The sequence below is a fragment of the Pandoraea iniqua genome, from assembly GCF_902459685.1.
Classification (GTDB): domain Bacteria; phylum Pseudomonadota; class Gammaproteobacteria; order Burkholderiales; family Burkholderiaceae; genus Pandoraea; species Pandoraea iniqua.
Genome location: NZ_CABPSF010000008.1, coordinates 23,400 through 46,700, shown reverse-complemented (window position 1 = coordinate 46,700; position 23,301 = coordinate 23,400). Strand labels below are relative to the sequence as shown.

Genomic DNA, 23,301 nt, shown 5'->3' with positions numbered 1-23,301 from the left:
GCTTTCGCGCCGATACCCATCGACGTTCGTTGATGCCATAAAAAACGCCGGCCACGGTTATCGTGCCGGCGTTTTTGTCTCTGCTTCTGTTTGTCGATTCACACCCGGGAGCCCCGGCAGTGCTTATCGGTCAGCGCAGAATCAGGTTGTCGCGGTGAATCAGCTCAGGTTCGTTGGCGAAGCCCAGCACCTGCTCGATATCGCTGCTCGGGTGACGGCGGATGAGCCGGGCCTCCGAAGCGCTGTAGTTCGACAAGCCGCGGGCGACCTCGTGACCGGCTTCGTCCACACACGCAATGACTTCACCGCGCGCGAACGTGCCTTCCACGTCGATCACGCCGATCGGCAGCAGGCTCTTGCCCTCTTCGATCAGCTTCTTGCACGCGCCCGCATCGATCACGACACGCCCGCGTACCTGCAAATGGTCGGCCATCCACTGCTTGCGCGCCGTCAGTACGGCCGTGCGCGCCACCAGTTGCGTGCCGATCGCCTCGCCGCCCGCGAGCCGCACCAGTACGTCAGCCTCGCGGCCCGACGCGATCACCGTGTGCGCACCGCTGGTCGCCGCCCGCTTTGCCGCCAGAATCTTGGTCAGCATGCCGCCACGGCCGATGCTTGAACCGGCACCGCCGGCCATCGCTTCGAGACGCTCGTCGCCCGCTTCCGCTTCGTGCACGAACTCGGCATCCGGATTCTTGCGCGGGTCGGCGGTATAGAGCCCCGACTGATCGGTGAGAATGACCAGCGCGTCGCCGTCGATCAGGTTGGTCACGAGCGCGCCCAGCGTGTCGTTGTCGCCGAACTTGATTTCGTCGGTCACGACCGTGTCGTTCTCGTTGATGATCGGCACCACGCCAAGGCGTAGCAGGGTCAGCAGCGTGGTCCGGGCATTCAGATAGCGCTCGCGGTCGGCCAAATCGGCGTGCGTGAGCAGAATCTGCGCGGTGCGCACGCCGTGCTCGGCGAAGCGCGTCTCATAGACCTGTGCGAGCCCCATCTGTCCGACAGCGGCGGCCGCCTGAAGCTCGTCGATGGCTTTCGGCCGACGCGTCCAGCCCAGACGCTGCATGCCTTCGGCAATGGCCCCCGAGCTTACGAGCACCACTTGCTTTGGCGCACGCCCGTCGCCACCATGCCGCAGGGCGGCAATCTGCTGCGCCCATCGCGCAATCGCAACATCGTCCAACCCGCGACCATCGTTGGTCACAAGGCTGGAACCCACTTTCACCACGAGCCGCCTGGCATCGGCAATGACCGAACGCATGGGACTGGTTTCTCCTGCGGATGTATTGGGGAAGGCTGGTTCGCTGGCACCGTCGGGCGAGAGCGGCGGACGCGTCGATACGCCCCGTCGAATCTGCACCGCTCATGGCCAGCGTGGCCGGATCACCGGCGGCAACGTCATTGCGACGGCACCGCCTGTGTCTTGAGTGATGTGGAGTTTACGCCTTTGGCGTATCGTCCGGGGGCGTTTGTGGTGCGGGTTCGGCAGCGGGCGCAGCCTCGGGGGACGCCGTACCTGCGCGGAAGCGCGGATCGAGCGCGGCATCTTCCAGCGCTTCTTCGACAGCACCGCGTTGCTGGTACAGATACTCCTGCACCGAAAGGCACAGGTGTTCGCAGCCTTCGCCGGTCAGCGCCGAAATCTGGAAGGTCGGACCGTCCCAGTCGTAACGCTTGAGGAAGTCGGCCACGCGCTCGGCGCGCTCGTCTTCCGGGATCATGTCGACCTTGTTGAGCACCAGCCAACGGGGCTTCTCGAACAGCATCTGATCGTACTTCTGCAATTCGAGCACGATGGCCTTCGCGTCCGCCACCGGATCGACGCCTTCGTCGAACGGTGCGATGTCCACGATATGCAGCAACAGGCCCGTACGCTGCAAGTGACGCAGGAACTGGTGGCCCAGACCGGCACCTTCGGCGGCGCCTTCGATCAGGCCGGGAATATCGGCGATCACGAAGCTCTTGCCCGGCGCGGTGCGCACGACACCGAGGTTCGGGTGGAGCGTGGTGAACGGATAGTCGGCGATCTTCGGACGCGCGTTCGACACCGACGCGATGAAGGTCGATTTGCCCGCATTGGGCATGCCGAGCAGGCCGACGTCCGCGAGCACTTTGAGCTCAAGCTGGAGCATGCGGCGCTCGCCGGGCTTGCCGTCGGTCTTCTGACGGGGCGCACGGTTCGTGCTCGACTTGAAATGGAGGTTACCCAGACCGCCGGCACCGCCTTGCGCGAGCACCACTTCCTGACCGTGTTCGGTCAAGTCGGCGATGACTTCACCGGTGTCCATGTCGCTGATGATGGTGCCCACCGGCATACGCAGATGGATGTCGTCGCCGCCCTTGCCGTAGCAATCCGAGCCGCGGCCGGTCTCACCGTTGCGCGCCAGATGCTTCTTCGAGTAACGGTAATCGATCAGGGTATTGATATTGCGATCTGCCACGGCATACACGCTGCCGCCACGACCGCCGTCGCCGCCGTCGGGTCCGCCGAACGGCACGAACTTCTCACGGCGCATCGATGCCGAGCCATTGCCGCCGTCCCCGGCGATCACCTCGATACGCGCTGCGTCAATGAATTTCATGGTTCCGTTCCGCTTTGTCGACCGTCCGCAGACGATACTGAATTCTGTACAACGCCCCGTGAGCCTCGCGACATTTCGCGAATGTGGCGACGGGACAAACAAAAAAGGCTCCGCATGAGAGCGGAGCCTTTTGGTGGCAAAAGGCTTAGCTTACGCTGCCGGCACCACGCTAACCACTTGCTTCTTCGCTGCGCCCTTGATGGCGAATTGCACGTGGCCATCGGCCAGTGCAAACAGCGTGTGGTCCTTACCAATACCGACGTTTTCGCCGGCATGCATACGAGTACCGCGTTGGCGAACGATGATGCCGCCAGCCAGGATTGCCTGACCGCCGTACACCTTCACGCCGAGGCGCTTCGACTCGGAATCGCGGCCGTTACGGGACGATCCGCCTGCTTTTTTGTGTGCCATGACTTAACTCCTTACCTAGCTCTATCGATTAGCCGTTGATGCTGTCGATACGCAGCTCGGTGTAGTTTTGGCGATGGCCTTGACGCTTTTGGTAGTGCTTGCGACGGCGCATCTTGAAAATCTTCACCTTGGGGTGACGACCCTGGGCGATAACGGTAGCCTTGACGGAAGCCCCACTAACCAGCGGTGCACCGAACTTAATCGATTCACCCTCGCCGACGGCGAGAATCTGGTCGATGGTGATTTCAGCGCCAATGTCAGCCGGTATCTGTTCTACTTTAAGTTTTTCGCCAGCAGCAACCTTATATTGCTTGCCGCCGGTTTTTATGACCGCGTACATTGTTGAACCTCACTCATAAACAAGAGATATTTTCTTCCCGTGCAGGCCGAGGGTCCCGGTCCCTAAAAAGGACGCTTTGGACGCTGCTTACCGGCCAACGCCGCCCCCGCAGCCCGTCATACCGAAGTATTTTCGGACTTGTCGCGAAGAATGCGCGCACGAAAACCGGGGATTATACAGACTTTATCCTTTTGAGTCAAAGACTTCCGTGAAGCCAGTCATTCCGCGGGGCTGGTGCCCGAAAGTGGCCCTGCGCACTATATAATTTGGGGCGAATTTTTCCTCACCCGAGCCTTGTCTTGACTGCTTCGACTTCTCCCCAGAACGTACTGGCCGCCATCGCCGACGACATGCGTGCCGTCGACCAGCTTATCCGCCACCGGCTGGCCTCCGAGGTGGTCCTGATCAATCAGATCTCGGAGTACATCATCAATTCGGGCGGCAAACGGCTGCGCCCGGCCTTGCTGCTGCTCGTCGCGAACGCGCTGGGCGTCACCTCGCCGGCGCGTTTCGAACTGGCCGCCGTCATCGAGTTCATCCACACCTCGACGCTGCTGCACGACGACGTGGTCGACGAATCCGACCTTCGCCGCGGCCGCCAGACGGCCAATGCCCTGTTCGGCAATGCGGCGTCCGTGCTCGTCGGCGACTTCTTGTACTCCCGCTCGTTCGAAATGATGGTGAGCGTGGACAACATGCGTGTGATGCAAATCCTCGCGCGCGCCACGAACGTCATTGCGGAAGGCGAAGTCCTTCAGTTGCTGAACATGCACGACCCGGACGTCGACGAAGCGCGCTACCTCCAGGTCATTAAGTACAAGACGGCCACGCTGTTCGAAGCGGCCACGCAACTCGCGGCTGTGCTGGCCAATGCCGATGCGCAGACCGAAGCGGCGGTACTGGAATATGGCGGCCGCCTCGGCACGGCGTTCCAATTGATGGATGATTGGCTCGATTACGCGGGCGACACCGATGCGATGGGCAAGAACGCCGGCGACGATCTGCGCGAGGGCAAGCCGACGCTGCCGCTGATTCATGTACTGCAACATGGCACCGACGCCGAACGCGCGCTCGTGCGGGAAGCCATCGAAAATGGCGGCACCGACAAGTTCGAACCGATCCTCGCCGCGATTACGCGTACGGGGGCGCTCGACTACACGTTGGCACGTGCACAAGAAGAAGCCGATGCGGCCGCACAAATTATTTCTACACTCCCCTCTTCACAATACAAAAATAGCCTGCTAGAATTGTGTTCTTACTCGATAGCGCGACGCACTTAACAAGCGGAGCGACAAAATCGAAAGCGGGGTGTAGCTTAGCCTGGTAGAGCGCTACGTTCGGGACGTAGAGGCCGGAGGTTCGAATCCTCTCACCCCGACCAAGATTCACTTTGCTCTCATGCAAAGCAAAAAAACCGCCGGATTCGTCCGGCGGTTTTTTTATTTCTACGCTGCCCTTTCTCCCCCCTTTTTCCCTGCGCAAATGCCATGCACTCCATCGCATTCGCAAACTTTCCCCTCACCCGCGTCACGCTGGCGGAACGGCCAGCCCCCTCTGCTATAGTGGCAACTCATTGCCACCCCCCGCGCCACTGGTGCACAAATACGCTTGGAAGCCTTGCCCTTATGGGCGCAAATTTGCGCCGTCGCCCTGCTGATCGTCTGTTCGGGCTTCTTCTCCATCTCAGAGACGAGCATGATGGCGCTCAACCGCCATCGCCTGAAACATCTCGTGCGCCTCAATGTGCGAGGCGCGAAGGACACACAGGGTCTGCTCTCCCGCACGGAGGATCTGCTGTCGACGATTCTCGTCGGCAATAACGTCATCAATACCGTTGTCCCCGTACTCACCACGTCCATTGCGGTGCGCTACTTCGGCAACGACGCGGTCACCCTCACGATTGCCACGGCGCTGATTGCGTTGCTCATCATCGTGTTCGCTGAGATTGGTCCGAAAATCGTCGGCGCGACCTATCCCGAACGCATTGCGCTGCCCACCAGCGCGCTGCTCAAACCGATCGTCACGCTCGCAACGCCGCTTGTCTGGGTGCTCAACGGCTTCGTGCGCGGCATTCTGCGGGTGCTCGGCATCAACACGCGCCGCGACGCCAGCGAAACACGGCTCACCACTGAAGAACTGCGCACCATCGTGCTCGAAGCCGGCAACTACATGCCGACCAAACCGCGCAGTGTGCTGCTCAACCTGCTCGATCTGGAGAACATCGCGGTGGACGATGTCATGGTGCCGCGCGCGCGTATCGAAGCGCTCGATATTTCGGCACCGCTCGAGACGATCCTCTCGCAGCTCGAGACCTGCTATCACAACAAGTTGCCGGTGTACGACGGCGATATCGACCGCATCGTCGGCATCCTGCCCGTGCGCCGCACACTCTCCGCGCTGCGCCATCCCGACGACATCACGGTCGACACCCTGCGCGCGCTGCTCGTCGAGCCGTATTTCATTCCGAGCGATACGCCTGCACTGCGCCAGTTGCAGTACTTTCAGGAAAACCATCGCCGCGTAGGACTCGTCGTCAACGAATACGGCGAAGTCGAAGGGCTCGTGACGACGGAAGACATCATCGAGGAACTGATCGGCGAGTTCACCACGAGTACGCACGGCTCGGGCGGCAGCCGCTCGGGCTGGAGCAAAGACGCCGATTGTCTGGTCAGTGGCGGCGTCGGGTTGCGCGACCTGAATCGCCGGCTGAGCCTGCATCTGCCGACCGATGGGCCGAAGACACTCAACGGCTTGATCCTCGAAGTGCTGCGTGAGATTCCGGAAGCGTCGGTGAGTCTGGAGATCAGCGGCGTGCGTATGGAGATCGTGCAGATCGACAATCAGGCGATCAAGACCGTGCGATTGTTCAAGCCGGCGGTGCACTCGTCTGCCAACTGACGGCGGCGGTGCCGGCGAAGAAGATTGCGCCGATTTAGCGGGTTGAAATTAGCCGGTTGAAATTACCGGGTTGAAATCCCCTCGTTCACTGCGCGTTACACCGCCCCATTTTTCGGGCAATTCCGATTGAGATCCCTCAGGGTTTTGACGAGACTGAAGCTTCACGCCGCTCTCGTCATACCCTGTCATGTCATCGCAAACCGTCTCGACGCCCTCTCGTCCGACACCCGCTGAATCCCGCGGCGTCGACGCACCGATTGCCGCGTCGTTTTCATCCTCCGCACGCGAAGCGACCTCGCCGCTCCAGTATCTCGAACAGATGCTCGGCGAAGCCGTGCGCGCCGGCGCCTCCGACATTCACTTCGAGCCGATGGCACGACGGTTCCGCATTCGCTTACGCGTGGATGGCGCACTGCACGAGCACGCCGAAGTCCCCGTGGCGTGGCGCGACATGCTGGTTGCCCGATTGAAAGTGCTCGCCCATCTGGATATCTCGGAAAAGCGGTTGCCGCAGGATGGCCGCATGTTGTGGCGCGAAGCGGGCGACCCTGTTGAATGCCGCGTCAGCACGTTGCCCACGCTCTACGGCGAGAAGCTGGTGGTGCGGCTGCTCGATGGCGCCAAGGTCCCCCTCTCGCTCGAATCGCTCGGTTACACGCCCGTGCAATATCAGGCGCTCGCGCGCGCCATCGCGCGCCCGCACGGCATGATTCTGCTCACGGGGCCGACAGGGAGCGGCAAGACGGTGTCGCTCTACAGTTGCCTGCGGCGGCTCAACGACACCACACGCAATATCGTGACGATCGAAGACCCGGTCGAAATCCGGCTGCCGGGCGTCACGCAGGTCAATCTCAACGAGCGGGCCGGGCTCGACTTCTCGACCGCCTTGCGCGCCTTCCTTCGCCAAGATCCCGACGTGCTTGTCATCGGGGAAATCCGCGACGCACAAACCGCCTCGATTGCCGTGCAAGCCGCACAAACGGGACATCTGGTCTTCGCCACGGTGCACGCCAACGATGCGTCGAGCACGGTCGCCCGATTATTGGATCTCGGCGTCGCCCCGTTCAATCTTTCATCGGCACTTCTGCTGGTCAGCGCGCAACGTCTCGTCAGGCGCCGTTGTCCGGCGGGGTGTGAAGTGGCCGGGAGTGCCGACGCATCGAAGGAGACGCCGTCGGCCCCGTCCGAGATTGCCGGGCATGGAGCGCGCGGAGGGGACCGCGACGAAGCGCAGCGCCGCCACACCTGCATGCGCTGTCACGGCACTGGGTTTGCGGGGCGCATTGGTGTGTTTCAGGTGATGCCGATCAGCGCGACGCAAGCGGTCAACATCGCGCAATCGCGCAGCCCTCACGAACTGGCGGCGCAGGCGGCGAGCGAAGGCGTCATGACGTTGCGCGAAGCCGGTTTGTGGCACGCCGCTGCGGGCACGATCTGTCAGGAGGATGTCGATGCAACAACACCTGCCTGACCGGGCGCCCCGACACACGCCGGGCGCCCCACCCCGTCGCTGGCACTGGCAGGGCCGCGACGCCGATGGCCGTGCCCGGCAGGGTGAGTTGATCGCGCATGGCGAAGCGATTGCGCGCCTCGAACTGCGCCGGCAGCATATGAGCGTGACGCATCTGAGCGCTGGGCGCCGCCACACGCCCGCCATTCGCGTGAATGCCCTAGATGCCGCCAACCTCATGCGGCGCCTCGCCACGCTGCTGGCCGCCGGTGTGCCATTGAGCGCCGCACTCGATATCCTCGCGCGCGGCGCACATGCCCGTGGCCTCAAACGTCTCGCGCGCGAAATCGGGCACGACGTCAGGCAAGGTTTTCCGCTGGCACAGGCGATGGCGCGGGCAACGCATCACTTCAACGCCATCGATTGTCAGTTAGTCGCCGCCGGCGAGCTGGGCGCACAACTGGCGCCGACGCTCGCGCGGCTCAGTGCGCAGCGCGACCACACACGGGCGCTACGGGAAAAACTCCAGCGGGCGCTCTCCTATCCGCTGACCGTGCTGGGCGTGGCCATTGCGATCGTGATCGCACTGCTCCGCTGGGTCATCCCCGAGTTCGAACGGCTCTTCGCCAACGCCGCCGGCGGTGGCGTACCGCTGCCCCCGCTCACCCGCTGGCTCATCGACGTGTCCCGCGCAGCGATCGACGACGGGCCGTGGCTGCTTGCCGTTGCCAGTGCCGTGGGGGTTGCCGTCAGCGTGACACTCCGGCGCAGTGCACGCGTGCAACGATGGCGAGATCGCCTGATCTTGCAACTGCCCGGTATCGGTCAGATCATGCGCATGACGAGCACCGCGCGCTGGGCGCGCACGCTGGGCACGCTGCTCGACGCAGGCATTCCGCTGGGCGACGCGATGGACGCCGCAGCCAATGCCTGCGGCAACCTCGTCATCCGGCAGTCGGCGCATGTCGTGCACGTGTCGGTTGCCCGCGGCGCACGGCTGGCAACGGCGCTCGAGGCCGATACGCACTGGCCGCTGGTCATCGCGCAACTCGCCGTGGTGGGGGAGGAATCGGGTACACTCGGGCGCATGCTCAACCAGGCGGCCGATCTGCTGGACGACGAAGCCGCACATACGCTGGTGAGCGCCTGCGCGACGCTAGAACCCATGATGATTACGTTGCTCGGACTGCTGATCGGGGGCATGGTGCTCGCCATGTATCTACCGATGTTCCAACTCGGATACGGTGTCGCATGAACGGCTACGCAGAGCCTCTGCTCATCGACTTTCTCGCCGAACTGGCGCCGCACTGGCGCTTTGCACTCTTTGCTGCGGTCGGCATCGTCGCGGGCCTATTGCTCGATATCGCCATACGCCGCGTGCCGGTCGCCGTCGAGCGCGCATGGCTGGCGGAATCCGCCAACGCGGCCACCTCGGTCACGTCAGTCACCTCAGTCACTGCACGGGCGTCCGTCGTATCCACCGACCATGACCCTGCGGACGTTCCTCTGGCATCGATCACTGCCCTATCCGCAGAACGCTTTCAGGCAGTGCCATTCCCCGATGCCGCCCCGACGCGCCGCTGGCAGTTGTCGCTGCTCACGGCGCTACTGAGTGTAGCCGTGGCATGGCGCTTCGGCCCGACTTGGCAGAGCGTTGGTGCTCTCGGTCTCGTGTGGACCCTAATCACGCTCGCCTATATTGATTTCGACACGCAACTGCTGCCCGACATCCTGACGTTGCCGTTGCTGTGGGCGGGCCTGCTCTGCAATCTGGGCCACTGGTTCGCGGCGCTGCCTGCGGCGGTGATCGGAGCGGCGGCAGGCTATCTGAGTCTCTGGTTGCTGTACTGGGTCTATTGGCTGCTGCGCCGTCGCGAGGGCATGGGCTTTGGCGATTTCAAACTCTACGCCGCCCTCGGCGCGTGGCTCGGATGGGCCGCGCTGCTGCAAATCATGACGCTCGCGTGTTTGCTTGCCATCGTGGTGGCCGGCAGTGCCTGGCTCGCGGGCCGGCTGCGGCACGATCAGATGTTTCCGTTCGGCGCGTTTCTCGCGGCGGCGGGTATTGCCACGCTGTTCGGTGGCAACGAATTGATGATGTGGATCGGAGGCCCCCTATGACTTACGCCATCGGCCTGACCGGCGGCATCGGCAGTGGCAAGACCACCGTCGCCAACCTGTTCGCCACGCACGGCATCGCGATCATCGACACCGACGCGATCGCCCACGGCATTACGGCACCCGGCGGTGCTGCCATGCCAGCCATCCGCCGCACGTTCGGCGATGACTTCGTCGCCCCCGACGGCTCGCTCGACCGGGCTCGCATGCGCGAGCTCGTGTTTGCCGACGACGCGGCAAAAGCGCGTTTGGAGGCCATTACCCATCCGCTGATCCGCACCGAATGCGAGCGCGCGGCGGCGCAAGCCGAGGGGCCCTATCTGATTTTCGTCGTGCCGCTGCTGGTTGAGTCCGGTACGTGGCGCGAACGAGTGCAACGCATACTCGTTGTCGACTGTCCGGAAGAAACGCAGATTGCCCGCGTGATGGCGCGCAACCGTTTTTCGCGCGATCAGGTGCTCGCAATCATGGCGCGGCAGGCCACGCGAGCGCAGCGGCTCGCACTCGCCGACGATGTTGTCGACAACGACACGCAGCACGCTGCCCTCACCTCGCACGTGGATCGGCTGCACGCGGAATATCTCAAACTTGCGGCGCAATCCGGTGCACACTGAGTCATTCGACAGTCACAGGAGCATCGCTATGCAACGCTTGCTGAGCGTACGCACTGAGCACACGCACCGCAATTGCACGCCATGGAACGCCGACGCGCGTTGCTTCTCTTTGGATTCCCGCATTAGAATGTCGCCATTACGCTGAAAAGCGCCAACTTTTGGGCCAACGCGCTTGATCCTGTACGAATATCCGCTCAACGAACGCATTCGCACGCTGCTTCGGCTAGAAGAGCTGTTCGGGCGCTTTGCCTTTTTCGTCGGACAGGATCAGCCGCTCGATCATCACGCGGCGCTGATCACCATGTTCGAAATCGCGGACATCGCGGGGCGCTCCGACCTGAAGAACGATCTGGTCAAAGAACTGGATCGGCAGCGGCTGACGCTTCAGACCTATCGCGGCAATCCTGACATCGCGTCGGATGCCCTCGAACAGTTCATCGACGAAGTCGAGCGCGCGATTGCCAATCTCAATCAGATTCCCGGCAAACCCGGCCAGCACCTGAACGACAACGAATGGCTGTCGAGCATTCGCAGCCGCTCGGTGATCCCGGGGGGCACGTGCCGTTTCGATCTGCCGTCGTATTACGCGTGGCGGCATAACGATACCGAACAGCGCCGCCAGGACATCGACAAATGGATTGGCCCGCTGATGCCGCTGCGTGATGCCATCGGCATCGTGCTCGGGCTGGCGCGCGAATCCGGTCATGCCAGCAAGGCGATGGCGCAGCAAGGCAGCTATCAGCAGATGCTCACGGGCCGCGTCTACCAGCTCATGCAGGTGCGCGTGGCCGCCGATCTGCGCGTGATCCCGGAAGCCAGCGCCAACAAGTACATGCTTTGGGTGCGTTTCACCACGCAGGACGGCGATCTGAAGCCCCGTCCGGTCGACAGCGACGTACCTTTCCTGCTGACACTCTGCAATCTGTAAGACCATGACAACCGTCGTCAATTGTCCGACCTGCGGCAAGAAAGTCGTTTGGGGCCCTGAAGCCAAGTTTCGTCCGTTCTGCTCGGAGCGCTGCAAGCAGATCGACATCGGCGCATGGGCCGCAGAGAAGTACACCATTCCCGCAGAAGCCGCTGACGATCCCTCGCAAGACTCACCGCTCGATCCGACGGAGCGCTGAAACGGGGCGCTAAATCAGTCGCTGACGTTGGTCGCTGACGTTAGCCGCTAGAACAAGAAAGGCACCCGAGGGTGCCTTTCTTGCTTTCCAGACCTTGCGTTGCCGCACGTCTGTTACCGCGTCACTTGCCGGCCATTTCCTCAGCAAGCCACGCGAGCGGCGGTTCTGCGGCCGGCAGCAAGGGCGCTACGCCCACCGGCGGCCGCTCCCACGCCAATGCCTGCCCTTCCTTGCCATGCGGCTCGCCGTCCCATGCCGTGACCTTGCAGAAGTGCAGACGGACATACGCATGCGGGTAGTCGTGCTCCAGCACGCGCCACGGCGCGCACCGTACGACCGTCACGCCCAACTCTTCGTGCAATTCGCGCGCCAGCGCCGCCGCCACCGACTCGCCTGCTTCGAGCTTGCCGCCCGGGAACTCCCAGTAGCCGGCGTACGGTTTGCCTGCCGGGCGTTGGCCCAGCAGCACCGTGCCGTCGGGGCGCACCATCACGCCGACCGCCACTTCCGTAATGGCACGCCCATCGGGCGCGTATCGCTTCGATTCAGTCATAAGTCTGCGGTTCTCTTGGCCGGGCGCGCCATCGCTGCGCACGCCCCGGCTTTTTTGCGGGTCTGTTGTCGGACTTGAAAAGGCGTCAGGACGCCGCCGCGCCGCTGAGCTTGCCCGCCCAATCGCGCGCAAACTGGAACGCCACACGCCCCGAGCGCGAACCGCGCTCCAACGCCCAGATCAGCGCCTCATGGCGCGCTTTCTCAAGCTGGTCGGCCGGCACACCGAAGTGTTGCAGCCAGTGGCCGACGATGCTCAGATAGTCGTCCTGCTTGAACGGATAGAAGCTTACCCACAGGCCGAAACGCTCGGACAGCGAGATCTTCTCTTCGATCACTTCGCCCGGATGAATCTCACCGTCGTCGGTGTGGCGATAGGTCTCGTTGTCCTTCATGTACTCGGGCAACAGATGGCGGCGGTTCGACGTCGCGTAGATGAGCACATTGTCCGATTGCGCGGCGATGGAGCCGTCGAGCGCAACCTTCAGCGCCTTGTAGCCCGACTCGCCGTCCTCGAACGACAGGTCGTCGCAAAACACCACGAAGCGCTCCGGACGCGCCGAAATCAGGTCGACGATGTCGCCCAGATCGACCAGATCGTCCTTGTCGACTTCGATCAGACGCAGGCCCTCGCTCGCATACTGATTCAGGCAGGCCTTGATCAGCGACGATTTGCCGGTGCCGCGTGCGCCCGTGAGCAGCACGTTGTTGGCCGGCTCACCGCGCACGAACTGGCGCGTGTTCTGTTCGATCAAGCCCTTCTGGCGCTCGATGTTCTGCAAATCGCCCAGCGTGATTTCCGAGACGTGCGCGACCGGTTGCAGGAACCCGCGTCCCTGCTTCTTGCGCCAGCGAAACGCCACTGCCGCATTCCAGTCGATCTCGGGCGTGGCCGGCGGCAACATCGCCTCCAGTCGGGCCAGCACGCCTTCGGCGCGCGTGAGGAACTGCTCCAGCTTGTCCATGCTTCGAATCCTTGCGCTGGCGAGAAAACGCCAGTCGATGTCTCGTCGTTCGGTGTTGTCGTTTCCCTTCGCTATCGGCCCCGACGCTCGTGCCATCGGCGACCTGCCTGCCGGCGCATTGTTACCGGCACCTCGAACGGCGCATCGCCCGTGCCGGTCGGGCACGCATCGATGTCGCCGACAGCCCTCGTCTCCGGTGGAAGACAAGGGCTGTCGCGTCGGGGCTCAGGAGCGGTAGTCCGCGTTGATGCTCACATAGTCGTGCGACAGATCGCAGGTCCACAGCGTTGCTGCCGCGTCACCGCGACCCAGCACCACGCGCACCGTGATCTCGCTTTGCTTCATCACGCGCTGACCGTCTTCCTCGCGATAGTCGGCGTTACGGCCGCCAGCGCGGGCGACCAGCACGTCGTCCAGATACAGGTCGATCTTGCTGACGTCCAGATCGTTCACGCCGGCATAGCCGATGGCGGCCAAAATCCGGCCCAGATTGGGGTCCGACGCGAAGAACGCCGTCTTCACCAGCGGCGAGTGGCCGATGGCATAAGCGATCTGACGGCACTCGGCCACGTCGCGGCCGCCTTCGACGGTCACGGTGATGAACTTGGTGGCGCCTTCACCGTCGCGCACGATCAGTTGCGCCAGTTCCTGCGAGATCGACAGCAGTGCGTCGCGCAGGGCAGCAAAAGCGGGCGTGTCGGTGCTGCTGATTTCCGGCAATTCGGTCTGGCCCGTGGCGGCCACGATGAACGAGTCGTTCGTCGAGGTATCGCCATCGATGGTGATCGCGTTGAACGAGCGGTCGGCCACGTACTTCACCAGCGCGTCGAGCACCGGCTGTGCCACGCGGGCGTTAGTGCCGACGAAACCGAGCATGGTCGCCATGTTCGGCTTGATCATGCCGGCGCCCTTGCTGATGCCCGTCATGACGATGGTCTGGCCGTCGATCACGACTTCACGCGAGGCGGCCTTCGGCAGCGTGTCGGTGGTCATGATCGATTGAGCGGCTTCGTACCAGTGCGCCGGTGCGAGATTGCCAATGGCTTGCGGCAGCCCTGCGACCAGACGATCGACCGGCAGCGGCTCGAGAATCACGCCCGTGGAGAACGGCAGAATCTGGTTCGGCGCAACCGACAGCAGCTTGGCCAGCGCATCGCACGTGGCGCGCGTCGCGGCCATGCCCGGCTCACCGGTGCCAGCGTTGGCGTTGCCGGTGTTCACCACCAGCGCGCGAATGCCCGCGTGTGCGGCCAGATGCTCCTTGCAGACGGTGACCGGCGCCGCGCAGAAGCGGTTCGTGGTGAACACGCCCGACACGGTGCTGCCGGCGGCCAGTCGCATGACCAGCACGTCCTTGCGGTTCGGCTTACGGATATTGGCTTCGGCCCAACCCAGTTCGACGCCGGGCACGGCGCGCAATTGGGAGGCTTCGATCGAGGGGAAATTGACGGCCATGAGGGTTCGCCCGCGAGAGGTAAGGGTTGCATCTCCCGCCCTGGCGACGTCGGCACGACAGTCCGCCCGGGCGGCGGTTGATCGGTGCGGCCGGAGACTGCAAGTACCGGCGCCACAAACGACTCGGCGCCGATTTTTGGTCGGCGCCGCGTCGCTCGGTTCACATCTTAAGACAGTTTGCCGTGGCAGTGCTTGAATTTCTTGCCGCTGCCGCACGGGCACGGATCGTTGCGGCCGACCTTCGGCAGCAGATCGTCGCCACCGGCCACCGCAGCAGCAGCCGAGGCGATCGCCGCGACCACCGGACGCCCGGCGTCCTCGTCGACTTCGCCTTCACCGCCCACGGTCTCGAGTTCGTCATGCTTGAACTCGATGTTGACCAGCCCACCCGCGTTGTCTTCGAGCGATTCGGTCGCCTGCTCCAGCTCTTCCTGCGACTGAATCCGCACGTTCATGATCACGCGCGTGACTTCCAGCTTGATGGTTTCCAGCAACTGGGAGAACAGTTCGAACGCTTCGCGCTTGTATTCCTGCTTCGGGTTCTTCTGTGCGTAACCGCGCAGATGGATACCCTGACGCAGGTGGTCGAGCGCGGCGAGGTGTTCGCGCCAGTTCGAGTCCACGCTTTGCAGCATGACCGAACGCTCGAAGCCCGAGAACGACTCGCGGCCCACTTGATCGATCTTGGCGTTGTAGGCGGCCTCGGCGGCTTCGAGCACTTCCTTGAGGATGTCCTCGTCGTCGATCTCGTCGGCGCCTTCGATACGCGATTGCAGCGGCAGGTCGAGCTGCCACTCTTCGCGCAGCGTCGTCTCGAGACCCTTCAGGTCCCACTGCTCTTCCACCGTACCGGCCGGCACGTAGGCACGCACGATGTCTTCGAACACGCTCTGGCGCATGCCGGCGATGGTCTCGGAGACGTCTTGCGTTTCGAGCAGTTCGTTACGTTGCTGGTAGATCACCTTGCGCTGATCGTTGGCCACGTCGTCGTACTCGAGCAGTTGCTTACGCACGTCGAAGTTACGCGCTTCGACCTTGCGCTGTGCCGATTCGATCGAGCGCGAGACGATGCCGGCTTCGATGGCTTCGCCTTCGGGCATCTTCAGGCGATCCATGATCGCGCGCACGCGGTCGCCCGCAAAAATGCGCAGCAGCGGATCTTCCAGCGACAGATAGAAACGCGACGAACCCGGGTCGCCCTGACGGCCCGAACGGCCGCGCAACTGGTTGTCGATACGGCGCGACTCGTGACGCTCGGTGCCGATGATGTGGAGACCGCCAGCGGTCTTCACTTGCTCGTGCAGCCCTTGCCACTCGTCCTGCAATTGCTTGATGCGGCTTTGCTTGTCGGCTTCCGACACGCTCTCGTCGGCTTCGATGAACGCCGATTGCTTCTCGACGTTGCCACCCAGCACGATGTCGGTACCACGACCGGCCATGTTGGTCGCGATGGTGATCACGCCCGGACGGCCCGCCTGCGCCACGATCTCGGCTTCACGCTGGTGCTGCTTGGCGTTGAGCACCTGATGCGGCAGCTTTTCACGCGTGAGCAGTTGCGAGAGGTATTCCGAGGTTTCGATCGAGGTCGTGCCCACCAGCACCGGCTGGCCACGCTCGACGCAATCGCGGATGTCCTTGATGACCGCGTCGTACTTCTCTTTCGAGGTCTTGTAGATCTGATCCTGACGGTCGATCCGCTTGGGCGGACGGTTGGTCGGGATCACCACCGTCTCGAGACGGTAGATTTCGTTGAATTCGAACGCTTCGGTATCCGCCGTACCCGTCATGCCCGAGAGCTTGGCGTACATGCGGAAGTAGTTCTGGAACGTGATCGAGGCGAGCGTCTGGTTCTCGTGCTGGATCGTGACGTGTTCCTTCGCTTCCACGGCCTGATGCAGACCTTCGGACCAGCGACGGCCCGACATCAGACGGCCCGTGAATTCGTCGACGATGACGATCTCGTCGTTCTGCACCACGTAGTGCTGGTCCTTGTGGAACAGCGTGTGACCGCGCAGGGCGGCATACACGTGGTGCATCAGCGTGATGTTCTGCGGTGCGTAGAGGCTGTCGCCCTCGGCGATCATGCCCCACTCGGCGAGCAGTTGCTCGGCCTTCTCGTGACCGCGCTCGGTCAGGAACACCTGACGTGCCTTCTCGTCGAGCGTGTAGTCGCCCGGCACTTCAACGCCCGTGCCGTCGGCCTTCTCTTCACCGATCTGACGTTCGAGCATCGCCGGCAGGCGATCCATCTTGACGTACAACTCGGTGTGATCTTCGGCCTGACCCGAGATGATGAGCGGCGTACGGGCTTCGTCGATCAGGATCGAGTCCACTTCGTCGACGATGGCGTAGTTCAGAGCTCGCTGCACGCGCTGCTCGGTCTCGTAGACCATGTTGTCGCGCAGGTAGTCGAAGCCGAACTCGTTGTTCGTGCCGTACGTGATGTCGGCAGCGTAAGCGGCCTGCTTCTGATCGTGCGGCATCTGCGACAGGTTGATACCCACCGACAGACCGAGGAAGTTGTACAGGCGGGCCATCCACTCGGCGTCGCGCTGGGCCAGATAATCGTTGACCGTCACAACGTGCACGCCCTTACCCGAGAGTGCATTCAGATAGGCCGGCAGCGTGGCAACGAGCGTCTTGCCCTCACCCGTGCGCATTTCGCCGATCTTGCCGAAGTGCAGCACCATACCGCCGATCAGCTGCACATCGAAGTGACGCATCTTCAGCACGCGCTTGCCTGCTTCACGGCAGACGGCGAAAGCTTCGACGAGCAGCGAGTCGACGCTCGCCCCTTGGGCGATACGTTGCTTGAATTCCTCAGTCTTGCCACGCAGTTGCTCGTCGCTCAGCTGTGCGATCTGCGGCTCGAGCGCGTTGATCGCCGCAACGGTTTTCTGGTACTGCTTGATGAGCCGCTGGTTGCGGCTGCCAAATACTTTTTTGAGAAGACCGGGAATCATCGGATCACTGGTTAGGGCGGCAAATGTCGTTCGCAAGCGTGCGGACGGTCAAAGGAACAAGGTCCGAGCGCCACGAAAATCCCCCCGTGACATCCGGACCGCCCGACGCGCCTGCGCACTGCGGGTCACCAGCATTTGGCAGGCTTGCCACGTGCCGGTTCGATACCTGTTCTAAAAAAAGGATTCTAGCATGCTGCGGTGATACGCCCGGGCGCCATGGCATCGCGCACAGCCTTGGTTTCTCGCTTCTCGCCGGGTCCACGCCCGATCGCGGGGTAGAATATGAGGCATTCTCTGTCTCACCATATGAAACGACGCAAAGCACCTCGTGTTGCCCGCCCGCTGAACGCCCTGTTATCCGCATCTGACGGTGCGGGGTCGTTGCTGGCCGCCGCCGAACAACTCGGCCGGCTGGAGCGCGATGTGCACGCGTTGCTGCCGGCGCCGCTCACCGCGAGTGTGCGACTCTCGCCGCCGCGCGATGGGGCCCTCGTCTTTCTCGTTGCCAACAACGCACTGGCCGCGCGCCTGCGTCAGCAGACCCCCTCGTTGATCGAAGGCCTCGCCAAGCGCGGCTGGCTGATTCGCACGATTAAAATCCGCGTGAGCATCACCGCGCCGGAGCCACCCAAACCGCCCAAGGAAGCCCGCCTGCCGCGGCAAGGTCTCGTGAGTCTGCGTGATCTGCGCGATTCGCTGGAGCCGTCGCCGCTGCGCGATGCGCTGGCGCGGCTGGTGGCACGGCACTCTTACGGTGGCACCCGCAAGCCGTGAGCTTTGCGGTCATCAGACGCGACCGAAACTTGTTGCGCGTCAAATAAAAAAGCGCCGGAAAACCGGCGCTTTCGTTTTGTTACATTCACACCGGCTAGCGGTGCGGCACGTAACGTGTGCGTAAATTATGCGAATTGCGTTTGCGGTTCGAACTGGAAGCCGCGCGGTGCGTCTTCGGCACGCTCGAACGTCACCACTTCGAACGCTTCCTGCGCGAGAAGCTCGCGCAGTAGTTGGTTGTTCAGACCGTGGCCCGACTTGTACGCCGTGTACGACGCCAGCAGCGGGTGACCGATCACATACAGATCGCCGATCGCGTCGAGCATCTTGTGCTTCACGAACTCGTCGTCGTAGCGCAGGCCGTCGTTGTTCAGGATGCGGTACTCGTCAAGCACGATCGCGTTGTCCATGCTGCCGCCACGGGCCAGACCCAGCTCACGCAGCATTTCGACTTCATGCGCGAAACCAAACGTGCGGGCACGGGCGATTTCCTTCGCGTAGGACGTTTCGGCGAAATCGACTTCGAGCGCCTGACCGGTGCGGTCCACCGCCGGGTGACGGAAATCGATCGTGAACTTGAGCTTGAAGCCCTCGAACGGATCGAGGCGGGCGAACTTGTCGCCTTCGCGAATCTCGACCGGCTTGGTCACACGGATGAATTTCTTGGCGGCGGGCTGCTCTTCGATGCCGGCCGACTGGATCAGGAAGACGAACGTTGCAGCGCTGCCGTCCATGATCGGAATTTCTTCGGCGGTCACATCGACGTACAGATTGTCGATGCCCAGCCCTGCGCATGCCGACATCAAGTGTTCCACGGTGGAAACACGCGCACCATCCTTCTGCAACACCGACGCGAGACGCGTGTCGCCGATCGCCATCGCCGACGCCGGAATCTCCACGGGGGGATTCAGATCGGTGCGACAAAAGACGATGCCGGTGTTCGGCGGCGCCGGACGCAACGACAACTCGACCTTGCGACCGGAGTGCAAGCCGATGCCGACTGTCTTGGCGATGGATTTGAGAGTGCGCTGCTTGAGCATGCTATTTATTAAAACTATCAGACGCTAATGACCATAGATCGAATTATATCAGATCGGCGCCTTCATCGCTGTGCCACAAACACAACGATTCGTTACTAAACATTTTGGATTGTGCCTCACGGATACACATTCCGAATATCCCGTCATACGAAACAAGCCATTTCGCATTTCAGCGAAGGCCATTACCTCTCGGGGGCCCCTCGCGCCCTTCAACGTTCATCCTAGAACATCGACGCGCTGGTGCAGGGCACCCCGGCCACCGCGACGGAGGCATGCCGCGGTGGCCGGGGGACAGACCCGCGAGACCGGGTCAGGGATAACAGACGCTTACCCGTAACGCCCGTCATCTGTCACGCGTTGACCTCTCATGCGACTCTGGCTGTCGCAACAACGAGACATCAACCCACGTAACAACCTTGCCGTATCGCCTTTCAGACTCGTACTGCGGCGCGCCTTCCCCACACCGAAAGGTATGGTTCATAGGGCGGCGACGAGTCCTCACGACGACCTGCGTAGGTCTCGCGATTCCCAAGGTGCGGCGGCGCCAGGCACTGGCACCCGGCCCGCGCGCAACCCTGTCAGTCGGCTTGCTTGCGCAGGAAGGCCGGAATGTCGTACGTGTCGACACCCTTCTCCTGCAACGCGGCAACGTGCGAGGCTGCGGTCTCGCGCGTGCTGCGCCACACGGCCGGCGTATCGAGCGCGCCGTAATCCGTACCGCTGGCCTGACCCACGTTCGGCACATGGCCGGTCGCGATCGGCATGTTGTCGGTACCGGTCTTGAGCAACGTCATCGGTGCAGCGGCCTTCTTCGCCACAGCACGGCCCAGGCCCGTTGCGACCACGGTCACGCGCAGTGCATCGCCCATCTTGTCGTCGTAGACGGTACCGAAAATCACGGTCGCGTCTTCGGCGGCATAGCTCTTGATGGTGTTCATCACTTCACGCGTTTCCGACAGACGCAGCGAGCGCGAGGCCGTGATGTTGACCAGCACGCCACGCGCGCCCGACAGGTCCACGCCTTCCAGCAGCGGGCTTGCCACGGCTTGCTCGGCGGCCAGACGTGCACGATCGACACCGGCAACCGTCGCCGTGCCCATCATGGCCTTGCCCTGCTCGCCCATCACCGTCTTCACGTCTTCAAAGTCGACGTTCACCAAACCGTCGACGTTGATGATTTCGGCGATACCGGCCACGGCGTTGTGCAGCACGTCATCGGCGCACTGGAAGCACTTGTCCATCTCGGCATCGTCGCCCATGACTTCGAACAGCTTGTCATTGAGCACCACGATGAGCGAGTCGACGTTGTCTTCCAGCTCTTGCGCACCCGTCTCGGCCACGCGCATGCGCTTGCCACCTTCGAACTCGAACGGCTTGGAGACCACACCCACCGTCAGAATGCCCATCTCCTTGGCGATCTGTGCGACCACCGGTGCCGCGCCCGTGCCCGTACCGCCGCCCATACCGGCGGTGATGAACACCATGTGTGCACCACGCAGAGCATCGGCGACGCGCTCACGCGCTTCGTCCGCTGCGGCACGGCCCATCTCCGGCTTCGCGCCAGCACCCAGACCGGTCTTGCCGAGCTGGATGTTGACGGAGGCCTGCGAGCGGCCCAGTGCCTGCGCGTCCGTGTTCATGGCGATGAATTCCACGCCTTGTACACCGCGGTTGATCATGTGCTGGACGGCATTGCCGCCAGCGCCACCAACACCCACCACCTTGATGATGGTGCCGTTGGTTTCCGTTTCCAACATTTCGAAGTTCATAGCGCCTCCAGTGAATTAAAAACAGATCCGGCACTGCCTGATCACGCGCCGCTCGGGTAAGCCGCTCGTGGGTTCAACACCGAATCCACACCCCTCAAACAACTCAATAAAACGACTTAAAAATTGCTGAAGAACCAGTCGCGCATGCGCGTCCACACCTGGTTCGCTTGTCCCGATTGCACGGCGACCTTGCGGCCGCGCATGCGTTGCGAGCGCCCTTCGAGCAGCAGGCCCATCGCGGTCGCGTAACGCGGGCTGCGCACCACATCGGCCAAGCCGCCCGCATACTCCGGTACGCCGATACGCACGGGCTTGAGGAAGATGTCCTCGCCCAGTTCGACCATGCCCGGCATCATCGCGGCGCCGCCCGTGAGCACGATGCCCGAGGACAGCAGTTCTTCGTAGCCCGACTCGCGCACGACCTGCTGCACCAGCGAGAACAGTTCTTCCACGCGCGGCTCGATCACGGCCGCCAGTGCCTGACGCGAGAGCGTGCGCGGACCGCGCTCGCCAAGGCCCGGCACTTCGATCATTTCGTCCGGATCGGCCAGCGACTGCTTGGCGATACCGTGCTGAATCTTGATGTCTTCCGCGTCGGGCGTCGGCGTGCGCACGGCCATCGCGATGTCGCTCGTGATCTGGTCACCGGCGATCGGAATGACCGCCGTATGGCGAATCGCGCCTTCGCTGAAAATCGCGATATCGGTCGTGCCGCCACCGATATCGATGAGCACCACGCCCAGTTCTTTCTCGTCTTCCGTCAGCACCGAAATGCTCGATGCCAGCGGTTGCAGAATCAGGTCGTTCACTTCGAGACCGCAGCGGCGCACGCACTTCACGATGTTCTGTGCGGCCGACACGGCGCCGGTCACGATGTGCACCTTCACTTCGAGACGGATGCCGCTCATGCCGATCGGCTCGCGTACATCTTCCTGACCGTCGATGATGAATTCCTGCGTGAGGATATGCAGCACCTGCTGGTCGGTCGGAATGTTGATCGCCTTGGCCGTCTCGATGACGCGCGCCACATCGGCCTGCGTCACTTCCTTGTCCTTGATCGCCACCATGCCGCTCGAATTGAAGCTGCGGATGTGGCTGCCGGCAATGCCCGTGAACACGTTGGTGATCTTGCAGTCGGCCATCAGCTCGGCTTCTTCAAGCGCGCGCTGAATGGATTGCACGGTGGCCTCGATGTTCACCACGACGCCCTTCTTCAGGCCCCGCGATTCACTCTGGCCGAGACCGATCACTTCGTAACGGCCTTCAGGGCGCAGCTCGGCCACCACCGCCACGACTTTCGACGTGCCGATATCGAGGGCGACCAACAGATCTTTGTAATCTTTGCTCATAGCGTGTGTAAGTCCTGAAGTCTCACTGGCTTCGCTTCACCGGGGCGGCAGACTTCTTCGCTGCCGGCTTTTGCGAATCCCGCTTCTGCGGCGGGGCGGCGGCGAGTTTCTTGGCCTGCTCTTCGCTCAAGAAACGCATCCCCGCTGCCCGTACCGCAAAACCGTTCGGGTAACGCAGATCGGCATACTCGATCTGATTGCCCCAGCGCGCCGCTACCTGCGGATACGCCTGCACAAAACGACGACTGCGCGTGACGAGGGTCTCGGGCGTACGCTCGCGTCCCAGCGCCAGTTGCAGCCCCCCTGCCAAACGCACGCCCCAGGCGTAGCGGTTCGACAGCGTGACCGCTTCGGGTTTCATATTCAGCGGCGCGAACCACTTCACGAAGTCGTAGTACCGCGCCGTCACATCTTTCTCGCTGCCCGGCGGACCGGCGAATTCCGGCAACTTGCCGTCGTCCTCCGCTTCGGCCAGATTTGCCGCAAACAGTTCGCCGTCCACACTCACCAGACGGCCGTCGTTCCACGTCGCCAGCGGCTTGTACTCCTCGATCGACACCGCGAGCTGGTTCGGCCATACCCGACGCACGCTCGCATGACGCACCCAGGGCACCGCTTCGAACGCCGCGCGCGTGGCATCCAGATCGATCGTGAAGAAGTTGCCCTTCAACCGCGACACCGCATTCGCACGCAAGGTCGGTCCGTTGATGTGCGCCACATCCCCGTCGATCTGAATCGCCTTGAGCGTGAAGATCGGTCGCTGAATCAGCCAATGGCCGCCCGCCGCGAGCGCCGCCAGCACGACGAGTGCGACGAGCGCACTCGCGATGGCGTTGAGCAGGCGTACGTTTTGCCACATGGCGATTCGCTTTCCGTATCAGGGCGTTCTTC

At 62.7% G+C, this 23,301-nt stretch carries 21 protein-coding genes and 1 tRNA gene; 10 read left to right on the top strand and 12 right to left on the bottom strand.

Features of this window, described 5'->3' with window-relative positions:
- Positions 1-130 precede the first annotated feature (130 nt).
- The 4 genes from proB to rplU form a co-directional block, all read right to left on the bottom strand.
- Positions 131-1,264 carry a glutamate 5-kinase gene (proB, locus tag PIN31009_RS22655; protein ID WP_150686166.1) on the bottom strand — a complete coding sequence of 378 codons (1,134 nt, stop codon included), beginning with the start codon at positions 1,262-1,264 and terminating at the stop codon, positions 131-133.
- A gap of 178 nt (positions 1,265-1,442) precedes the next feature.
- A complete protein-coding gene (gene cgtA / locus PIN31009_RS22650) occupies positions 1,443-2,585 on the bottom strand; it encodes an Obg family GTPase CgtA (RefSeq protein WP_150686165.1) in 1,143 nt (380 codons plus the stop codon).
- Between the two features lie 150 nt (positions 2,586-2,735).
- Positions 2,736-2,996 carry a 50S ribosomal protein L27 gene (rpmA, locus tag PIN31009_RS22645; protein ID WP_017234735.1) on the bottom strand — a complete coding sequence of 87 codons (261 nt, stop codon included), beginning with the start codon at positions 2,994-2,996 and terminating at the stop codon, positions 2,736-2,738.
- 28 nt (positions 2,997-3,024) lie between these two features.
- Positions 3,025-3,336: a 50S ribosomal protein L21 gene (rplU, locus tag PIN31009_RS22640; protein WP_058376175.1), complete on the bottom strand. Its 312-nt coding sequence runs from the start codon at positions 3,334-3,336 to the stop codon at positions 3,025-3,027.
- Between the two features lie 350 nt (positions 3,337-3,686).
- On the opposite strand from rplU, the gene PIN31009_RS22635 reads away from it, so the two are divergent.
- The 9 genes from PIN31009_RS22635 to yacG all read left to right on the top strand — a co-directional run bounded on the left by PIN31009_RS22635 (position 3,687) and on the right by yacG (position 11,543).
- Positions 3,687-4,616 (top strand): polyprenyl synthetase family protein, encoded by a 930-nt coding sequence (locus tag PIN31009_RS22635; protein ID WP_246185824.1) that lies wholly within the window; start codon positions 3,687-3,689, stop codon positions 4,614-4,616.
- A gap of 24 nt (positions 4,617-4,640) precedes the next feature.
- A tRNA-Pro gene (locus PIN31009_RS22630) sits at positions 4,641-4,717 on the top strand.
- A gap of 227 nt (positions 4,718-4,944) precedes the next feature.
- On the top strand, positions 4,945-6,234 hold the full coding sequence (locus PIN31009_RS22625) for an HlyC/CorC family transporter (RefSeq protein WP_150791652.1): 1,290 nt from the start codon (positions 4,945-4,947) through the stop codon (positions 6,232-6,234).
- A gap of 187 nt (positions 6,235-6,421) precedes the next feature.
- Positions 6,422-7,705 (top strand): GspE/PulE family protein, encoded by a 1,284-nt coding sequence (locus PIN31009_RS22620; protein WP_150791651.1) that lies wholly within the window; start codon positions 6,422-6,424, stop codon positions 7,703-7,705.
- Positions 7,686-8,939, top strand: coding sequence for a type II secretion system F family protein (locus PIN31009_RS22615; RefSeq protein ID WP_174997347.1), 1,254 nt, complete (start codon positions 7,686-7,688; stop codon positions 8,937-8,939). Before PIN31009_RS22620 ends, PIN31009_RS22615 begins: the two co-directional genes overlap by 20 nt.
- The gene (locus PIN31009_RS22610; protein ID WP_150791649.1) at positions 8,936-9,805 is read left to right on the top strand and encodes a prepilin peptidase; all 870 of its coding nucleotides are present in this window, start codon (positions 8,936-8,938) and stop codon (positions 9,803-9,805) included. Before PIN31009_RS22615 ends, PIN31009_RS22610 begins: the two co-directional genes overlap by 4 nt.
- The gene (coaE, locus tag PIN31009_RS22605) at positions 9,802-10,416 is read left to right on the top strand and encodes a dephospho-CoA kinase (RefSeq protein WP_150686159.1); all 615 of its coding nucleotides are present in this window, start codon (positions 9,802-9,804) and stop codon (positions 10,414-10,416) included. Before PIN31009_RS22610 ends, coaE begins: the two co-directional genes overlap by 4 nt.
- Positions 10,417-10,588: 172 nt before the next feature.
- Positions 10,589-11,344 (top strand): cell division protein ZapD, encoded by a 756-nt coding sequence (zapD, locus tag PIN31009_RS22600; RefSeq protein WP_058376183.1) that lies wholly within the window; start codon positions 10,589-10,591, stop codon positions 11,342-11,344.
- Positions 11,345-11,348: 4 nt separating this feature from the next.
- A complete protein-coding gene (gene yacG / locus PIN31009_RS22595; RefSeq protein ID WP_058376184.1) occupies positions 11,349-11,543 on the top strand; it encodes a DNA gyrase inhibitor YacG in 195 nt (64 codons plus the stop codon).
- Positions 11,544-11,664: 121 nt separating this feature from the next.
- Here the strand turns inward: yacG and PIN31009_RS22590 are convergent, their stop codons facing one another.
- The 4 genes from PIN31009_RS22590 to secA all read right to left on the bottom strand — a co-directional run bounded on the left by PIN31009_RS22590 (position 11,665) and on the right by secA (position 17,478).
- A complete protein-coding gene (locus PIN31009_RS22590; RefSeq protein WP_150686158.1) occupies positions 11,665-12,096 on the bottom strand; it encodes an NUDIX domain-containing protein in 432 nt (143 codons plus the stop codon).
- An 85-nt stretch (positions 12,097-12,181) separates the two neighbouring features.
- Complete coding sequence (locus PIN31009_RS22585) at positions 12,182-13,060, bottom strand: ATP-binding protein (RefSeq protein WP_058376186.1); 879 nt, start codon at positions 13,058-13,060, stop codon at positions 12,182-12,184.
- A 225-nt stretch (positions 13,061-13,285) separates the two neighbouring features.
- On the bottom strand, positions 13,286-14,515 hold the full coding sequence (argJ, locus tag PIN31009_RS22580) for a bifunctional glutamate N-acetyltransferase/amino-acid acetyltransferase ArgJ (protein ID WP_150791648.1): 1,230 nt from the start codon (positions 14,513-14,515) through the stop codon (positions 13,286-13,288).
- A gap of 167 nt (positions 14,516-14,682) precedes the next feature.
- A complete protein-coding gene (gene secA, locus PIN31009_RS22575) occupies positions 14,683-17,478 on the bottom strand; it encodes a preprotein translocase subunit SecA (RefSeq protein WP_150686156.1) in 2,796 nt (931 codons plus the stop codon).
- A gap of 306 nt (positions 17,479-17,784) precedes the next feature.
- Here secA and PIN31009_RS22570 point away from each other — a divergent pair, with 306 nt between their 5' ends.
- Positions 17,785-18,252, top strand: coding sequence for a DciA family protein (locus tag PIN31009_RS22570; protein WP_174996241.1), 468 nt, complete (start codon positions 17,785-17,787; stop codon positions 18,250-18,252).
- A 125-nt stretch (positions 18,253-18,377) separates the two neighbouring features.
- Here the strand turns inward: PIN31009_RS22570 and lpxC are convergent, their stop codons facing one another.
- From lpxC to PIN31009_RS22550, 4 genes are all read right to left on the bottom strand, one after another.
- Positions 18,378-19,292, bottom strand: coding sequence for a UDP-3-O-acyl-N-acetylglucosamine deacetylase (lpxC, locus tag PIN31009_RS22565; RefSeq protein WP_058376190.1), 915 nt, complete (start codon positions 19,290-19,292; stop codon positions 18,378-18,380).
- Positions 19,293-19,870: 578 nt separating this feature from the next.
- Positions 19,871-21,061, bottom strand: a complete 1,191-nt coding sequence (ftsZ, locus tag PIN31009_RS22560) for a cell division protein FtsZ (RefSeq protein ID WP_058376191.1) — start codon at positions 21,059-21,061, stop codon at positions 19,871-19,873.
- A gap of 116 nt (positions 21,062-21,177) precedes the next feature.
- Positions 21,178-22,410, bottom strand: a complete 1,233-nt coding sequence (ftsA, locus tag PIN31009_RS22555) for a cell division protein FtsA (protein ID WP_010806905.1) — start codon at positions 22,408-22,410, stop codon at positions 21,178-21,180.
- A gap of 22 nt (positions 22,411-22,432) precedes the next feature.
- The gene (locus tag PIN31009_RS22550; protein WP_150791647.1) at positions 22,433-23,269 is read right to left on the bottom strand and encodes a cell division protein FtsQ/DivIB; all 837 of its coding nucleotides are present in this window, start codon (positions 23,267-23,269) and stop codon (positions 22,433-22,435) included.
- Between the last annotated feature and the right edge of the window lie 32 nt (positions 23,270-23,301).

What these genes read in the sequence shown, in the direction of transcription:
- coaE (WP_150686159.1), top strand. Translation starts at nt 9,802, where the DNA reads ATGACTTACGCCATCGGCCTGACCGGCGGCATCGGCAGTGGCAAGACC.
- rpmA (WP_017234735.1), bottom strand. Translation starts at nt 2,996, where the DNA reads ATGGCACACAAAAAAGCAGGCGGATCGTCCCGTAACGGCCGCGATTCC.
- ftsA (WP_010806905.1), bottom strand. Translation starts at nt 22,410, where the DNA reads ATGAGCAAAGATTACAAAGATCTGTTGGTCGCCCTCGATATCGGCACG.
- proB (WP_150686166.1), bottom strand. Translation starts at nt 1,264, where the DNA reads ATGCGTTCGGTCATTGCCGATGCCAGGCGGCTCGTGGTGAAAGTGGGT.
- PIN31009_RS22635 (WP_246185824.1), top strand. Translation starts at nt 3,687, where the DNA reads ATGCGTGCCGTCGACCAGCTTATCCGCCACCGGCTGGCCTCCGAGGTG.
- PIN31009_RS22615 (WP_174997347.1), top strand. Translation starts at nt 7,686, where the DNA reads ATGCAACAACACCTGCCTGACCGGGCGCCCCGACACACGCCGGGCGCC.
- argJ (WP_150791648.1), bottom strand. Translation starts at nt 14,515, where the DNA reads ATGGCCGTCAATTTCCCCTCGATCGAAGCCTCCCAATTGCGCGCCGTG.
- cgtA (WP_150686165.1), bottom strand. Translation starts at nt 2,585, where the DNA reads ATGAAATTCATTGACGCAGCGCGTATCGAGGTGATCGCCGGGGACGGC.
- ftsZ (WP_058376191.1), bottom strand. Translation starts at nt 21,061, where the DNA reads ATGAACTTCGAAATGTTGGAAACGGAAACCAACGGCACCATCATCAAG.
- secA (WP_150686156.1), bottom strand. Translation starts at nt 17,478, where the DNA reads ATGATTCCCGGTCTTCTCAAAAAAGTATTTGGCAGCCGCAACCAGCGG.
- rplU (WP_058376175.1), bottom strand. Translation starts at nt 3,336, where the DNA reads ATGTACGCGGTCATAAAAACCGGCGGCAAGCAATATAAGGTTGCTGCT.
- PIN31009_RS22620 (WP_150791651.1), top strand. Translation starts at nt 6,422, where the DNA reads ATGTCATCGCAAACCGTCTCGACGCCCTCTCGTCCGACACCCGCTGAA.
- PIN31009_RS22570 (WP_174996241.1), top strand. Translation starts at nt 17,785, where the DNA reads ATGAAACGACGCAAAGCACCTCGTGTTGCCCGCCCGCTGAACGCCCTG.
- PIN31009_RS22550 (WP_150791647.1), bottom strand. Translation starts at nt 23,269, where the DNA reads ATGTGGCAAAACGTACGCCTGCTCAACGCCATCGCGAGTGCGCTCGTC.
- PIN31009_RS22585 (WP_058376186.1), bottom strand. Translation starts at nt 13,060, where the DNA reads ATGGACAAGCTGGAGCAGTTCCTCACGCGCGCCGAAGGCGTGCTGGCC.
- PIN31009_RS22590 (WP_150686158.1), bottom strand. Translation starts at nt 12,096, where the DNA reads ATGACTGAATCGAAGCGATACGCGCCCGATGGGCGTGCCATTACGGAA.
- yacG (WP_058376184.1), top strand. Translation starts at nt 11,349, where the DNA reads ATGACAACCGTCGTCAATTGTCCGACCTGCGGCAAGAAAGTCGTTTGG.
- PIN31009_RS22610 (WP_150791649.1), top strand. Translation starts at nt 8,936, where the DNA reads ATGAACGGCTACGCAGAGCCTCTGCTCATCGACTTTCTCGCCGAACTG.
- lpxC (WP_058376190.1), bottom strand. Translation starts at nt 19,292, where the DNA reads ATGCTCAAGCAGCGCACTCTCAAATCCATCGCCAAGACAGTCGGCATC.